The sequence below is a fragment of the Mycolicibacter heraklionensis genome, from assembly GCF_001021505.1.
GTDB classification, from domain to species: domain Bacteria; phylum Actinomycetota; class Actinomycetes; order Mycobacteriales; family Mycobacteriaceae; genus Mycobacterium; species Mycobacterium heraklionense.
On sequence record NZ_LDPO01000002.1, the window covers coordinates 33193 to 48424 of the forward strand.

At 67.8% G+C, this 15232-nt stretch carries 15 protein-coding genes; 6 read left to right on the top strand and 9 right to left on the bottom strand.

All coding sequences use genetic code 11. The features are described from left to right. Positions 1-3: 3 nt before the first annotated feature. Complete coding sequence (locus tag ABW16_RS03510) at positions 4-2409, bottom strand: phosphoketolase family protein (RefSeq protein WP_233424696.1); 2406 nt, start codon at positions 2407-2409, stop codon at positions 4-6. A 39-nt stretch (positions 2410-2448) separates the two neighbouring features. Between ABW16_RS03510 and ABW16_RS03515 the strand changes: the two genes are divergently transcribed. Then, complete coding sequence (locus ABW16_RS03515; RefSeq protein ID WP_047317777.1) at positions 2449-4833, top strand: CoA transferase; 2385 nt, start codon at positions 2449-2451, stop codon at positions 4831-4833. A gap of 10 nt (positions 4834-4843) precedes the next feature. Next, complete coding sequence (locus ABW16_RS03520) at positions 4844-6319, top strand: acetyl-CoA acetyltransferase (RefSeq protein WP_047317778.1); 1476 nt, start codon at positions 4844-4846, stop codon at positions 6317-6319. Positions 6320-6329: 10 nt separating this feature from the next. On the opposite strand, the gene ABW16_RS03525 is transcribed toward ABW16_RS03520, so the two are convergent. The 3 genes from ABW16_RS03525 to ABW16_RS03535 form a co-directional block, all read right to left on the bottom strand. Further along, positions 6330-7562, bottom strand: a complete 1233-nt coding sequence (locus ABW16_RS03525; RefSeq protein WP_047317779.1) for an NAD(P)/FAD-dependent oxidoreductase — start codon at positions 7560-7562, stop codon at positions 6330-6332. Between the two features lie 17 nt (positions 7563-7579). Further along, entirely contained in the window at positions 7580-8215 is a 636-nt protein-coding gene (locus ABW16_RS03530) for an HhH-GDP family DNA glycosylase (RefSeq protein ID WP_047317780.1), read from the bottom strand. 63 nt (positions 8216-8278) lie between these two features. Next, entirely contained in the window at positions 8279-9517 is a 1239-nt protein-coding gene (locus ABW16_RS03535; RefSeq protein ID WP_047317781.1) for an alpha-hydroxy acid oxidase, read from the bottom strand. 48 nt (positions 9518-9565) lie between these two features. Between ABW16_RS03535 and ABW16_RS03540 the strand changes: the two genes are divergently transcribed. After that, positions 9566-10036, top strand: coding sequence for a DUF1810 domain-containing protein (locus tag ABW16_RS03540; protein ID WP_047317782.1), 471 nt, complete (start codon positions 9566-9568; stop codon positions 10034-10036). Positions 10037-10048: 12 nt separating this feature from the next. On the opposite strand, the gene ABW16_RS03545 is transcribed toward ABW16_RS03540, so the two are convergent. The 3 genes from ABW16_RS03545 to ABW16_RS03555 all read right to left on the bottom strand — a co-directional run bounded on the left by ABW16_RS03545 (position 10049) and on the right by ABW16_RS03555 (position 11729). Continuing rightward, a complete protein-coding gene (locus ABW16_RS03545; protein ID WP_047317783.1) occupies positions 10049-10531 on the bottom strand; it encodes a deaminase in 483 nt (160 codons plus the stop codon). A gap of 63 nt (positions 10532-10594) precedes the next feature. After that, positions 10595-11131 (bottom strand): carboxymuconolactone decarboxylase family protein, encoded by a 537-nt coding sequence (locus tag ABW16_RS03550; RefSeq protein WP_047317784.1) that lies wholly within the window; start codon positions 11129-11131, stop codon positions 10595-10597. Between the two features lie 10 nt (positions 11132-11141). Continuing rightward, the gene (locus tag ABW16_RS03555; RefSeq protein WP_047317785.1) at positions 11142-11729 is read right to left on the bottom strand and encodes a peroxiredoxin; all 588 of its coding nucleotides are present in this window, start codon (positions 11727-11729) and stop codon (positions 11142-11144) included. Positions 11730-11845: 116 nt separating this feature from the next. On the opposite strand from ABW16_RS03555, the gene ABW16_RS03560 reads away from it, so the two are divergent. Continuing rightward, complete coding sequence (locus ABW16_RS03560; RefSeq protein ID WP_047317786.1) at positions 11846-12778, top strand: hydrogen peroxide-inducible genes activator; 933 nt, start codon at positions 11846-11848, stop codon at positions 12776-12778. 46 nt (positions 12779-12824) lie between these two features. Further along, positions 12825-13592 carry an enoyl-CoA hydratase/isomerase family protein gene (locus ABW16_RS03565; protein ID WP_047317787.1) on the top strand — a complete coding sequence of 256 codons (768 nt, stop codon included), beginning with the start codon at positions 12825-12827 and terminating at the stop codon, positions 13590-13592. On the opposite strand, the gene ABW16_RS03570 is transcribed toward ABW16_RS03565, so the two are convergent. Next, on the bottom strand, positions 13584-13820 hold the full coding sequence (locus ABW16_RS03570) for a (2Fe-2S)-binding protein (protein WP_047317788.1): 237 nt from the start codon (positions 13818-13820) through the stop codon (positions 13584-13586). The two genes, ABW16_RS03565 and ABW16_RS03570, sit on opposite strands and share 9 nt — an antisense overlap. 10 nt (positions 13821-13830) lie before the next feature. Beyond that, positions 13831-14478, bottom strand: coding sequence for a hypothetical protein (locus ABW16_RS03575; protein WP_047317789.1), 648 nt, complete (start codon positions 14476-14478; stop codon positions 13831-13833). Positions 14479-14750: 272 nt separating this feature from the next. Between ABW16_RS03575 and bfr the strand changes: the two genes are divergently transcribed. Further along, a complete protein-coding gene (gene bfr, locus ABW16_RS03580; protein WP_047317790.1) occupies positions 14751-15230 on the top strand; it encodes a bacterioferritin in 480 nt (159 codons plus the stop codon). The last annotated feature ends 2 nt before the right edge of the window (positions 15231-15232 follow it).

A 15232-nucleotide genomic window follows, 5' to 3' on the forward strand; every position in this document is an offset into this window, starting at 1 on the left:
CCGTCACCTTATCTCGCCCCCGTTGCGGTCTGCGCCCGATCGCCAGGTCCAGTTGGTGATCCGGGGGTCGTCCTCCCCGTGCTCGCGGGTGTAGAGCCTCGCGGCCAGTCGGGCATCGACCATCCGTTGGCGCAGCACCGCGTGGCGACCGCCCAGTCGCGGCACCCGGTCGATCACGTCCATCACCAGGTGGAACCGATCCAGGTCGTTGAGCATCACCATGTCGAACGGCGTCGTCGTGGTGCCACGTTCGCGGTAACCGCGCACATGCATCTGGTCGTGGTTGGCCCGCGAGTAGGTGAGCCGGTGGATCAGCCAGGGGTAGCCGTGATAGGCGAAGATCACTGGCTTGTCGCGGGTGAACAGCGCGTCGAATTCGTTGTCCGGCAACCCGTGCGGATGTTCGGTGGCCGGTTGCAGGCGCATGATGTCCACGACGTTCACCACGCGCACGCCGAGGTCGGGAAGTTCGTCGCGCAGAATGTCGGCGGCGGCCAGTGTTTCCAGCGTCGGAATATCCCCCGCGCAGGCGAGCACCACGTCCGGCTCACCGCTGGTGGTGCCGGCCCAGTCCCAGATTCCCAGGCCACGGGTGCAGTGCGCCACCGCCGCGGGCATGTCCAGATAGGCCAGAGCCGGCTGCTTTCCGGCGACGATCACGTTGACGTAATTGCGGCTACGCAGGCAATGATCGGCTACCGACAGCAGCGTGTTGCCATCCGGCGGCAGGTAGACCCGCACTACCTCCGGCCGCTTGTTGGCCACCAGATCGATGAACCCCGGATCCTGGTGCGAGGCCCCGTTGTGGTCTTGACGCCAGACATGGGAGGTCAGCAGATAGTTCAGCGAGGCGATCGGCCGTCGCCACGGGAGTTCGCGGCTGACGGCCAGCCATTTGGCGTGCTGGTTGAACATCGAGTCGACGATGTGCACGAATGCTTCGTAGCAGTTGAACAGCCCGTGCCGGCCGGTCAGCAGATAGCCCTCCAGCCAGCCCTGGCACAGGTGTTCGGACAACACTTCGAGGACCCGGCCGTCGGGGGCCAGGTGATCGTCGCCGGGGACGGTCTGCGACAACCAGACCCGGTCGGTCTTCTCGAAGACCGCCGAGAGCCGGTTGGAGGCGGTCTCGTCGGGACCCATCACCCGGAACCGGTCACGGTTGCGGTCGATGACATCGCGCAGGAACGTGCCGAGCACCCGAGTGGCCTCGTGCATTTCGGTGCTGGGCCGGGTCACCGGCACCGCATAGTCGCGGAAATCAGGCAGGTCCAGATCGCGGAGCAACAGTCCGCCGTTGGCATGCGGGTTGGCGCTCATTCGGCGCTCGCCGCTGGGAGCCAATGCCGACAGTTCCGGGCGCAGCCGGCCGCAGGAGTCGAACAGTTCCGCCGGGCGGTAGCCGCGTAACCACTCTTCCAATTGACGGCGGTGCTCGGGGTCGGTGCGGGTCTGCGCGAGCGGCACTTGGTGGGCGCGCCAGGTCCCCTCCACCTGTACGCCGTCCACCACTGACGGGCCGGTCCAGCCCTTGGGAGTGCGCAGCACGATCATCGGCCACACCGGCCGCATCGTCGAGCCGTCGGCCCGGGCGGCTCGCCGGATCGCCGCGATGTCGTCGAACGCGTCATCGAGGGCGGCCGCGAGCAGCTGGTGGACGACGGCGGGGTCGTCGCCGGCGACGGTGATCGGCCGGTAACCGTAACCGCGCAGCAGCGACTCCAGCTCCGTCTGCGGAATGCGTGCCAGCACAGTGGGATTGGCGATCTTGTAGCCGTTGAGGTGCAGGATAGGTAGGACCGCGCCGTCCACGGCGGGGTTGAGGAACTTGTTCGAGTGCCAGCTTGCCGCCAGTGGTCCGGTCTCGGCCTCGCCGTCCCCGATGACGCATGCGACCACGAGTTCCGGGTTGTCGAAGGCCGCACCGAAGGCGTGCACCAGTGCGTAACCGAGCTCGCCGCCCTCATGGATGGAGCCCGGCGTTTCGGCTGCCACGTGGCTGGGGATCCCGCCGGGAAAAGAGAACTGCCGGAACAACTTCCGCAGCCCATCGGCGTTCTCGCCGATGCCCGTGTACACCTCGCTGTAGGTGCCCTCGAGATAAGCGTTGGCTACCAGTGCCGGGCCTCCGTGGCCGGGTCCGGTGACGAAGATGACGTCCGCATCGCGCTCGCGGATGATCCGGTTCAGGTGCAGGTAGAGCAGGTTCAGTCCCGGCGTGGTGCCCCAGTGCCCCAGCAGTCGGGGTTTGACGTGCTCGGCCCGTAACGGTTCGGCCAGCAGCGGGTTGTCCAGCAGATAGATCTGACCTACGGAGAGGTAATTGGCGGCCCGCCAGTAGGCATCGAGGCGGGCCAGTTCGTCGTCGGAGAGTGTGGGCGTTGACGGAGTCGCGTTGGCTGCACTCACCTTTGCCATTGTCACGCCCAACTCCGAACGCGGCAACCGATTCATTACCCTGACTGCGTGCTGCTGAAATCGGTTCGTGTGCTCGATTTGGCCGACGGCGACGCCGACGCGGTCACCCGGTTGCTCGCCGACCTGGGAGCCGACGTGCTCAAGGTGGAACCCCCCGGGGGCAGCCCGGCGCGCGGCGCGGCCCCGCTGCTGGGCGGTGTGAGCATCTCGTTCGCGCTGCACAACGCGAACAAGCGCAGCGTCACCCTGGACCCCACCGACGAGCGGGACCGTCGCCGCTTCGATGAGTTGGCGGGTACTGCCGACATTGTGGTGGACAGCGGCCTGCCGGGACGCGCCGCTGACTTCGGGACCTCCTGCGGTGAGCTGGCCGACCGGTTCGCTCAGCTGGTGACGATGTCGGTCACCGACTTCGGCGCCAGCGGACCGCGCTCGCAGTGGCGGGCCACCGACGCGGTGCTCTACGCACTCTCCGGCGCGCTATCCCGGTCGGGCCCCACCACCGGGACCCCGGTTCTGCCGCCGGACGGGATCGCCTCGGCGACCGCGGCGGTTCAGGCCGCCTGGGCGGTGCTGGTCGCCTATTACAACCGGTTGCGCTGCGGAAGCGGGGATTACATCGACTTCTCCCGGTTCGACGCGGTGGTCACTGTGCTCGACCCGATATTCGGCGCGCACGGCCAGGTCGCGGCGGCCCAACGCGCGTCGACCCGGTGGCGCGGGCGGCCCCGCAACCAGGACGCCTACCCGATCTACGCGTGCCGCGACGGCTACGTCCGGCTCTGCGTGATGTCCCCGCGCCAGTGGCGCGCACTGTGGAGTTGGCTGGGGGAGCCGGCCGAATACGCCGACCCCAAGTTCGGTGTGATCGGCGAGCGGTTCGCCGTCTGGCCGCAGATCAGTGCCCTGATACGCGAACTGTTCGCCGACCAGGACATGGCGGATCTGGTCACCGCCGGGCAATCCCGCGGGGTGCCCATCGCCGCGGTCGGCGATCCGGCGCAGGTGCTGGCCGAGGGACACTTCGTGGCCGCGGAGGCCGCCACCCGCACCGACCTGGCCCCGGGGCTGCCCGCGGTGATCCCGACCGGCTACTACGTGGTCGATGACCATCGAGCCGGCTTTCGGACTCCGGCTCCGGCTCCCGGCGAGGCGGACACCGGATGGCTGGCCGAGCCGTTGACCGAGCAGCCGTTGCGCGGCGCGGTCGGCGACCGCCCCTTCGAGGGCCTGAGGATCGTCGACCTGGGCGTCATCGTCGCCGGCGGAGAGGCCAGCCGGCTGTTCGGCGATCTGGGCGCCGAGATCATCAAGGTGGAGAGTGCGGCCTACCCGGACGGGCTGCGGCAGGCCCGCCCCGGGTCGGCGATGAGCGAGTCGTTCGCCTGGACGCACCGCAACAACTCCGGATTCGGCCTGGATCTCCGCAGCCCGGCCGGCAAGGACATCTTCGCTCGCCTGGTCGGCGCGGCGGACGCGGTGTTCGCCAACTTCAAGCCGGGAACGCTTGCCGCCCTGGGATTTTCCTACGATGTGCTACGGAAGATCAACCCGCGGGTCGTCCTCGCCGAGAGCAGCGCCTTCGGTGAGAGGGGACCGTGGAGCGGCCGGATGGGGTATGGCCCGCTGGTACGCGCCACTACCGGGGTCACCGCGCTGTGGACGGCCCCTGAGGATCCAGGAGACACCGAGCGTCATCCGTTCTACGACGCGACCACGGTCTTCCCCGACCATGTGGTTGCGCGGGTCGCCGCGATCGGGGCGCTGGCCGCGCTGATCGGGGGCGGGCGAACCGCTGCCGGCAGTCACGTTCACGTTTCGCAGGCCGAGACTGCCGTCAACCAACTCGACACCAGCTATGTCGCCCGCGCCGCGGGCTCTTCTGTCCAGCCGGACACCGCGGTGGATCTGGTCTGCCCGTGCGGCGGCGATGATGAGTGGTGCGTGATCTCGATCCGCACCGACGCCGATATGCGCGCTGTCGCTGCAGCTTTCGGCGATGACGGGCTGGCAGCCGAGCCACGTTTCAGCGCCGGCGCGGACCGCGTCGCCCACCGTGCGGAGCTGGCCGCAGAGCTGGGCCGCCACACCGCGGTCCGTACCCACTTCGAGGTGGGTGAACTGCTGCAGGGCAGCGGTGTGCCCGCCGCGCCGATGTGCCGGCCACCCGACGTCGCCGACGACCCCCAGCTGGCGCACCGTGCGGTGTTCGCGGCCATGACCCACCCGCTGATCGAGCACCCGCTGCCGGCCGAAACCGGCCCCGCCCCGTTCCGTAACATCCCGGTGGCGCCGCAGCGACCCGCGCCGCTACCCGGCCAGGACACCCGGGAGATCTGCCGCTCGGTGCTCGGACTCGATGACGGTGAGACCGACCGGTTGATCGCCGACGGCGTGCTGTTCGCCGCGGATTAGTCTGACGTCCATGCCTGTCGACCCCCGGACACCGGTACTGATCGGCTATGGCCAGGTCAACCACCGCGACGACACCGACGTGATAGAACCCGTCGATCTGATGGTGGTCGCGGCACGCAATGCCGCCCACGACCGGGTGCTGCGCGCCGTCGACTCGATTCGGGTGGTGAACCTGCTCTCGGCGCGCTACCGCGATCCGGGCGCGCTGCTCGGACAGCGGATCGGTGCGCAGCGCTTCGCCACCCGGTACAGCCCGGTGGGCGGCAACGTGCCGCAGTCCCTGGTGAATCAAGCCTGCCTGGATATCCGCGACGGCCGGGCCGGTGTGGTGCTGGTGGCCGGCGGCGAGACGTGGCGCACCCGGACCAGGCTGCGGCGTGCCGGCGGCAAACTGGTCTGGACGCAGCAGGACGACACGGTCCCGATGGCCGAGTGCGAGGGCGAAGATGTGCCGATGGTCGGCCCGGCCGAAGAGCGCATCGGATTGGACCGGCCCGCCTACGTCTACCCATTGTTCGAGCAGGCGTTGCGCATCGCCGCGGGGGAGAAGGTCGAAGACCACCGCCGGCGCATCGGTGAACTGTGGTCTCGGTTCAATGCGGTCGCCGTCGACAACCCGCACGCGTGGATCCGGCAACCCGTCGGCGCCGAGGAGATCTGGCACCCGGGCCCGAAGAACCGGATGATCAGCTGGCCCTACACCAAGTTGATGAACTCCAACAACATGGTGGATCAGGCGGCCGCGCTGATGCTGACCTCGGTTCAGACCGCCACCGAGCTGCGGATCCCAACCGAGAACTGGGTGTTCCCCCAGGCCGGTGCCGACGCCCATGACACCTACGCCATTGCCAACCGCGCCGAACTGCACCGATCGCCGGCGATCCGGATCGCGGGGGCCCGGGCCTTGGAGCTGGCCGGCGCCGGCATCAGCGAGATCGATCACGTCGACCTGTACTCGTGCTTCCCCTCTGCGGTGCAGGTTGGGGCCTCCGAACTCGGACTTCCCATCGATGACCCGGACCGGCCGCTGACCGTGACCGGCGGGCTCACCTTCGCCGGTGGCCCGTGGAACAACTACGTGATGCATTCGATCGCCACCCTGGCCGAACTTCTGGTGGCCAATCCCGGGCGGCGCGGCCTGATCACGGCCAACGGCGGCTACCTGACCAAGCACAGTTTCGGCGTGTACGGAACGCAGCCGCCGCCGGACGGATTCCGTTGGGAGGACGTGCAACCCGAGGTGGACGCGCAGGCCACCCGGCCGTCGGTGGTGCAGTGGCAGGGAACCGGTGAGGTGGAGTCCTGGACCACACCGTTCGATCGCGACGGGCGCCCCCTGCAGGCATTCTTGGCGGTCCGCACGCCCGACGGGTCGCGGACCCTGGCGGTGATACGGGACCCGGCGGCCGCCGAATCGACGGTGCGCGAAGACATTGCGGGTGTCGCGGTCGACGTGCACGAAGACGGCACTGCGACGCTGCGTTAGATCTCGGCGCCTAACCCGACAGTTCGCCCAGCGATACCCGGGCATCGGCCAGCCGGTCCGGATTGACCGGGGTGCGTGCGCTGATCAGGGCCTTGATGTCGTCGAGGCCCTCCCAGATATTGACGTTCATCCCGGCGAGCACTCGATTGTCGTCATCGAGCCAGAAGCTGGTGTATTCGCGGCCGGCGGGTGCACCACGAAACACGACGCGAGCGTAGTGCGGCGCGTAGCCGACATACTCCATGCCGAGGTCATACTGGTCGGTGAAAAAGTAAGGCAAGTCAGTGTATTCGGCTGCTTCGCCGAGCATGCCCGACGCCGCGACCGCCGGCTGCTTGAGGGCGTTGGCCCAGTGTTCGGTGCGGATCCGGGTACCGAACAGCCGATGCTGTGCGGCTGCGATGTCGCCGACGGCGTAGATGTCGGGGTCGCTGCTGCGCAGGCCGGCGTCTACGAGCACGCCGCCGTCATCGGTGGCAAGGCCGGCGTCGCGAGCCAATTCGATGTTGGGTTGGGCGCCGACCGCGACAAGCACCGCGTCCGCGCGGACCTGCGAGCCGTCGCCCAACCGCAGACCGGCGGCGGCACCGCCGGCAGTGGTGACCTCGGCGACCGTCGACCCGGTGCGCAGGTCCACCCCGTGCTTGCGGTGCAGGTCGGCGAAGACCGCGGCGTTCTCCGCGCCGAGGCCGGCCAGCAGCGGCAGTGCGGCGCTTTCGACCACGGTGACCTCGAGGTTGCGCTGGCGCGCGGCGGCGGCCACCTCCATACCGATCCAGCCTCCACCCACCACCGCCAGCGAATCACCGCTGGCCAGCGCCGAATCCAGCGCCGACGCGTCCTCAACCGTCCGCAGATAGTGCACGCCGGAGGCGTCGGCTCCCGGCAGGGGTATCCGACGAGACCGCGAACCCGTCGCCAGCAACAGTTTGTCGTAGCCGAGGCTGGTGCCGTCGGCCAGCGCGACGCTGTGACCGGACGGATCCACGCCGGCGACGCGGGCGCCCAGCCGCAGGTCGATCTTGTGTTCGCGGTACCAGGCCCGGGGTTTCACGGTGAAGTCGTCGAGGGTCTTCTTACCCGCAAGGAATTCCTTGGACAGTGGAGGCCGCTCGTAGGGCAGCTGTTGCTCCTCCCCGACAAGCACGATAGTTCCGTCGAAGTTCTTGTCGAGGAGGGCTTCGGCGGCCTTGGCTCCGGCCAGACCGGCACCGACGATCACGAACGTGGCCGATGTAGACACGTGCTTTCCTCTGCTCGTCATTCGGTCAGACGCTCGCGGACACCGGCATCGGCGGAGTAGCGCACCAGTGCCGCAGCGAGTTCGGCATTGCGTCCCTGCGACAGTGCACCGAGTTGGTCTGCGTCACTGGGCAACCCGAGGTCGCGCGCGGCATCCAACGCGCGGTCGTCGAACGTGGAACGGGCCCAGGGCCAGACGTCTTGGACTTCGCGGAGAAAGATGCTCGCGCCGACATCACCGATTCCCTTGAATGCCTTCAGTGCCTCGGTGGCCACCGCGATATCGCGTCCGCTGCGTTCGGCCAGCAGGCGGAGGTCACCGCCGTAGTCCTCTTGCACCGCCTCGGCCAATTCGACCAGCATGGTGGCGGAGCTCTCGTCGTAGCGGCGGTAGTGGGCCCGGCCCATGGCATCGATCAGGGTCTGTCGATCCGCTTCGAGAATTTTGTGCGGCGTGCGCAACCCGGTCTTGAACAGCTCGCGGGCCGCGCGGGCGGCGATCGTGGCGTCGATCGGCTTGCTGGCCAGCATGCACAGCATCAGCAGCTGGAACAGTGGCATCGGTTGGTTGCGCAACCGGATACCGGCTTCCTGGGCGTAGGTGGTACCCGCACGCCGCAGTAGCCGGCGTACCAGTTCCTTGTGGGTAGTCACAGCAGCGCGAATACCCGGATTCACCGCAGCGGAAACCCGCCATGGCGTGCCGGCGCGCGGCGGCTACCGGCGCGGCACCAGTCGCTGCAGCTGGGTGACATGCTGCGGGGACAGCTCGGCCAACTCGCTGACCCCGAGCAGCCGCATGGTGCGCCGGATCTGCTCGGCGAGGATGTCGATCGCGCGATGCACGCCGGCTTGCCCGCCGGCCATCAGGCCGTAGAGATAGGCCCGGCCGATCAGAGTGCACCGGGCGCCCAGCGCGACCGCCGCGACGATGTCGGCGCCGGACATGATCCCGGTGTCCAGCAGGATCTCGGTGTCGGATCCGACCTCGCGGACCACCTCGGGCAGCAGCTGAAACGGTACTGGCGCCCGGTCGAGCTGGCGGCCGCCGTGGTTGGACAACACGATGCCGTCGACACCGAGATCGACCACAGCGCGGGCGTCGGCGACGGTCTGAATGCCCTTGACGACGAATCGGCCCGGCCATTGCGACTTGACCCAGGCCAGGTCGTCGAAGGTCAGGCTCGGATCGAACATGGTGTCCATGTACTGGGCGACGGTGCCCGACCATCGGTCCAGCGAGGCGAAGGACAGCGGTTCGGTGCTGAGCAGGTCGAACCACCAGGCCGGATGCACGGCGGCATCGGCCACCGTGCGCAGCGTCAGCGCCGGCGGGATGGACATGCCGTTGCGGGAGTCGCGGCGCCGCGCCCCGGCGACCGGACAGTCGACGGTCGCCAGCAATGTGTCATAGCCGGCGTCGGCGGCGCGACGCAGCAGGGCCATCGACCGGTCGCGGTCATGCCACATGTACAGCTGAAACCAGCGGCGGGCGCCGGGGGCGGCCGCCGCGACGTCTTCGATGGAGGCGGTGCCCAGGGTCGAGAGCGAGAACGGGATGCCGGCAGCCTCGGCGGCGCGGGCGCCGGCCAGCTCTCCCGCGGTGTGCATCAGCCGGGTGAAGCCGGTCGGCGCGATCGCGAAGGGCAACGCCACCGGCGCGCCGAGCACGTCGCGGCTGGTGTCGACGGATGAGACGTCGCGCAGGATGGCCGGATGAAACTCGATGTCGCGGAAGGCCTGTCGGGCTCTTTCCAACGAGATCTCGTCTTCGGCGGCGCCATCGGTGTAGTCAAAGGCGGCTCGCGGGGTGCGTCGTTTGGCGAGCAGCCGCAGATCCTCGACCGTCAGCGCGTTCTCCAGACGCCGCGCGGCGCGGTTCAACCGTGGCCTGCGGAAACGGATCAGTGGAGCAAGATCACGGATTCTGGGAAACCGCCGTTGCATCGCCGACATCGCTGACTCCTTCACCGCTGCTCGTCGAACTGTGCCACGGTTGATGGCATGGCCGGAACCTCCGACCCGTTCGAGCTACAGCGTTTCGTCGACGCACAGGCCGGTGTGTACGACACCGTGGTTGCCGAACTGCGCGCCGGCCGCAAGCGCAGCCACTGGATGTGGTTCGTCTTTCCGCAGCTTGCCGGCTTGGGGGCCAGCGCGATGGCCCAGCGGTACGGCATCGCGTCGCCCGCGGAGGCGCGCGCCTACCTGGCTCACCCCGTGTTGGGGCCGCGACTGCAGGAGTGCGTGGGGCTGATCAACGCGGTGCGCGGCCGGTCCATCGAGGAGATCCTGGGCTGGCCCGACGACATGAAGCTGCGTTCCTCGATGACGTTGTTCGGGCGGGCTTGTGAGAGTGGCGGCCACACCGGCCGGTGCTGCTGCAGCGGCTTTCGTACGGTGCTGGACCGCTATTACGACGGGCAGGAGGATCCGGTGACCCTGGACCGACTGGCGTGGCTTGCCAGAGAGTGAGCGTGGGGTGCGTCACCGGTCTTGGTAGCGGGCCCGAAACAGTGCCTTCAGGTCCGCTTCGAATTCCGGCGCCGGCCCGTCGACTACCGTGCGCGGGGCGACTGTGGTGATCGGCAGCGGGGCCACCGGGGCCGCCGGCACCTGAAGCTCGCGCAGCCAGTCGGTCAGTTGCGCCGCCGATGACGCGTAAACGATCCGGCCCAATCCGACCCACGCGTGGGCCGCCGCACACATGGCGCAATGTTCACCGGAGGTGTAGACGGTGGTCCGGACACGTTGCGCCGGGCTGAGATTGGCCACCGCCCACTGGGTGATGGCGAACTCGGGATGACGGGTGGCATCGCCGTCGCCGGCGCGGTTGCGGTCCTCGAAGAGCACCGTGTCGTCGGCGTCGACCAACAGTGAACCGAACGGGTCGTCGCCGTGTGCCACCGCCTTGCCGGCCAACTCGACGCAGCGGGCCAGATGACGACGGTCGGCATCGCTGAGCGTCACAGGCTCAAAGTCTACGGCGCGCGCCGGGCATCACCCGGCGCGCGCCGATAGGGACTGGACCGCCTACGAGGCGGTGGGGTCGGCGCCGGCGGCGAAGACCGCCTGCGCCACCCCTGCCACGATCGAGGCGACCTTGAGGGCCTCCAACACCGCTTCCCGGCTGACGCCCGCCTCCCGCACCACCTGCTCGTGCGAGGCCACGCACGCCTGGCAGCCGTTGATCGCCGAGACCGCGAAACTCCACAGCTCGAAGTTGGCCTTGTCGACCCCCGGGTTGCCGATGATGTTCATCCGCAACCCGGGCCGCAGGTCGTCGTAGCTGCCGTCCAGAAAGTGCCGACCACGGTAGAACACGTTGTTCATGCCCATGATCGACGCGGCGCCCAGGGCGGCCTGGTAGGCCTCCGCCGACAGGTTGTCGGCGGCCTCGGCACCGATCTCGGCCAGCACCGTGGCGTTGCGAGTGGCCGCGGCGCTGGCCAGCAGGCTGCCCCAGAGCTGCTCGTCGTTCAGGACCGTGGTGCGGGCGATCGAACCCAGGTTGAGCTTGAGGTCCTTGGCGTACTCCGGGATCGCTTCTTTGAGATTCTCGATGCTCATGCGACTCCGATCAGACGGATTCTTTGAGCAGCTCACCGACGTTCAGGGTGGCCTCGCCCTTCTTCCAGTTGCAGGCGCACAGCTCGTCGGACTGCAGCGCGTCGAGCACGCGGAGCACCTCGTCGACGTTGCGGCCCACCGAACCGGCGGTCACCGACACGAACTGGATCTCGTTGTTCGGGTCAATGATGAAGGTGGCCCGGTCGGCGACGCCGTCCGCGTTGAGCACACCGGTCGCCTCGGCCAGGTCACGCTTGAGGTCCGACAGCATCGGGAACGGCAGCGTCTTGAGGTCCTCGTGCTGCTCGCGCCACCGGTAGTGCACGAACTCGTTGTCGGTCGAGGCGCCGAGAATCTGGGCGTCGCGGTCGGCGAACTCGTCGTTCAGCTTGCCGAACGCCGCGATCTCGGTGGGGCAGATGAAGGTGAAGTCCTTGGGCCAGAAGAACACCACGCGCCACTTGCCGGCGTAGTCATCGCTGGTGATGGTGGTGAAGTAGTCGTCCGGCCCCTTCGCGTCGACCTTCGACAGGTCGCCCGGGATCAGGGCGGTCAGCTTGTAAGCCGGGAACTGGTCGCCGATGGTCAGCAGTGCCATGTCACTCCTTTGTGTATGAGATTTGCGCATTGGGGGCGCGTTCGACGCCCGCACGCTCCATCGTGCCTTATCGCAATTAAAAATAAAAGGTGATACCACGCACTATAATTATCGGCATGACCGATGCAAGCTATCAGCCGACACTTGCGGGCCTGCGGGCATTCGCCGCCGTGGCCGAGAAGCACCACTTCAGCTTGGCGGCGGCCGGGCTGGGCCTGAGCCAGTCGACACTGTCGCAGGCCTTGTCGTCGTTGGAGGCCGGCTTGGGCGTCCAACTCATCGAGCGCTCCACCCGGCGGGTCTTCCTGACCGCCGAAGGACAGCAGTTGCTCCCGTATGCCCATGCCGTGCTGGACGCGGCCGGGCAGTTCTCGGCGGCCGCCGCCGGAGTGGCCGACCCGCTGCAGGGCGCCATGCGACTCGGCCTGATTCCGACGGTGGCGCCGTATGTGCTGCCCGCCGTGCTGGCCGCACTGTCCGAACAACTGCCCGACCTCAACTTGCGCGTGATAGAGGACCAGACCGAACGGCTGCTCACCGGATTGCGGGAGGGCGCGGTCGACGCGGCCGTGATGGCGTTGCCGGCCGACGTCGCCGGGCTGACCGAAATACCCATTTATGACGAGGATTTCGTGTTGGCGCTGCCGCCCGGCCATGCGCTGGCCGGTAAGCGTCGGGTGCCGCCGACTGCGCTGGCGGACCTGCCGCTGCTGCTGCTCGACGAGGGTCACTGCCTGCGGGACCAGACCCTGGAGATCTGCCGTAACGCGGGCGTGCGGGCCGAGTTGGCCACCACCCGCGCCGCATCGCTGGCCACCGCGGTCCAGTGCGTCAACGGTGGGCTGGGGGTGACGTTGATTCCGCAGACCGCGGTGGCGGTCGAGGCCGAGCGCAACGGCCTGGAATTGGCTTACTTCGCGCCACCCCAGCCCGGCCGGCGGATCGGGCTGGTGTTTCGCGCCTCCAGCGGACGCGATGAGTCCTATCGGCGCTTGGCGGGCATCATCGGCCAGGTCATTGCCGCGGGTCACGAAGTCGAGCTGGTCTGAGCAGCGTCGCGGTCGCGGGTTGGTGGCCGCCGTTTAGGCTGCACGGGTGATCCTGACGATCGAAGACGAGAACCGGGTTCGGACGTGCACCTTGAATCGCCCGGAGGCGCTTAACGCGTTCAACGAGGCGCTCTACGACGCCACCGCCGAGGCATTGCTTGCCGCGGCCGACGACCCCGAGGTCGCGGTGGTGTTGATCACCGGCACGGGGCGGGCGTTCAGCGCCGGCACCGACCTGGCCGAGATGCAGGCCATGGTGACCGACCCGGACTTCGTGCCCGGTAAGCACGGTTTCCGCGGTCTGATCAGCGCGCTGGGGCGTTTCCCGAAGCCGCTGATCTGCGCGGTCAACGGTCTCGGCCTGGGGATCGGAACGACCATCCTGGGCTTCGCCGACCTGGCGTTCATGTCATCGACCGCCAGGTTGAAGTGTCCGTTCACCAGCCTGGGGGTGGCGCCCGAAGCCGCCTCGTCCTACCTGCTTCCGCGGTTGATGGGACGGCAGAACGCCGCCTGGCTGCTGATGTCCTCGGAGTGGATCACCGCCGACGAGGCACTGCGGATGGGCTTGGTCTTCGCAGTCTGCGAGCCGGAGGAACTCCTGGGCGAGGCCCGTCGGCATGCGGAAGTTCTTGCATCCCGGCCGATTTCAAGCCTGATGGCGGTCAAGAGCGCGATGGTCGAGCCGACGCGGGCCGAGACGCTGGCTGCGGTCGAGCGGGAGAATGCGTTCTTCGCCGAACTCTTGGGTGGCCAAGCCAACGCCGACGCGCTGGCCGAATTCACCGAGCGGCGAGGCAGCGGATCAGTGTGATCCGACGGCGCTGATGTCCAGCGCGAGGTGCCGCAGTGCACCGTTGTCGGCAGGGGTGGGCGTCGCGGCCAGGGTGGCTTCGATGATGCCGCGAACGGTGCAGCGGCATCGGCCGCAGTCGCCGCCCGCGCCGCACATCGCGGCAACCTCTTTCGACGTCGACGCTCCGGCGGCGACGGCGTCGGACACCATCTGATTGGTGGCTCCGACACACAGGCATACGTACATCGCGATACCCCTACCGACCGTCGCCTGCGGGCGCCATCAGATCGATTGCGGTGGCGAACTTGCCGACGAACGGCCGGGGATAACCACCGATTCCGATGCCGGACATCCACTCCGCGGCGGCGTCCGGGTGGTCGATCCATCGCTGTGCGCTTGCCGCACTGTCGATTTCCAGCAGCGTCATCACCTCATGCCCGTCGTCGACTGCTTGATACACCCACACTTTGCGCACTCCCGCGCCGGCGAACCGGTCCAATGCGGCGTGCACCTCGGCCATCAGGTCCGCGGGGTCGGCAACGGTGGCAACTGCGCCGACGATCACCTCCGAACCGTCCTGCTCATCGCCGGGCTGGGTCAGGTTGATCTTCTCGGTGACCTCGCCGGCGAAGATCGCGGGCAGATCGTTGACCCCGGAGCGGTCGAACCATTCGAATACCGCGGGGGAGCGCAACAACTCCTTGACCGAGACCCGGTGCCGCAGGCCGATCGTGACCAGCACCCGGTCCGGCTCGAACTCCGAGGTGTAGAGCACCGCATGGCGGGCGCCCAGGTTGAGAAGCGGGGAGTGGTCCTGCTGGATCAGCGACCAGGTCCGACCCACGTCGTCGACCCGGTAGTCCAGAGCCAGCACCAGCGAATGCGGATCGTTGCGGTAGGCCATGCCACAGCCCGATGTGCCGACACGGCGCCCGGGCGAAGCAAGCTTCATACTGATGTAGTCTAGCCTAACCTTATTAGTAGAGTCTAACCTAAGTCCTACAGATTGGGCGGGGCGCAGGGGAGCCGGCGTCCCGAATAGTCGTGTCAAAACACGGGTAAACACCGCGCCGTAACCGGTCACCTGCACTAGATTGAAATTCGGCGCGTCACCGCGATGAGCGAACCCGTCCGTCGCGGCCGGCCTGCGAGGTTCTTCCTACAAGAGGAGTCATCATGCAAGGCGACCCCGAGGTTCTCAAACTGCTCAACGACCAGCTCACCAGTGAACTCACCGCGATCAACCAGTATTTTCTGCACGCCAAGATGCAGGACAACTGGGGCTTCACCGAGCTGGCCGGCCACACCCGCGAAGAGTCGATGGAGGAGATGCGCCACGCCGAGACGGTCACCGACCGGATTCTGGTACTCGGCGGCCTGCCCAACTATCAGCGCATCGGCTCCCTGCGCATCGGCCAGACGATCCGCGAACAGTTCGAGAGCGACCTGGCGCTGGAAAACGACGTGCTCAACCGGCTGCGGCCCGGCATCGTCATGTGCCGCGAAAAGCAGGACAGCACCACCGCCAAGATTCTCGAGACCATCCTCGTCGATGAGGAATCCCACATCGATCACTTGGAAACCCAACTGGAGCTGATGGACAAGCTCGGCGAGGCGCTGTACTCGGCGCAGTGTGTCTCGCGCCCGCCGTCGTGATC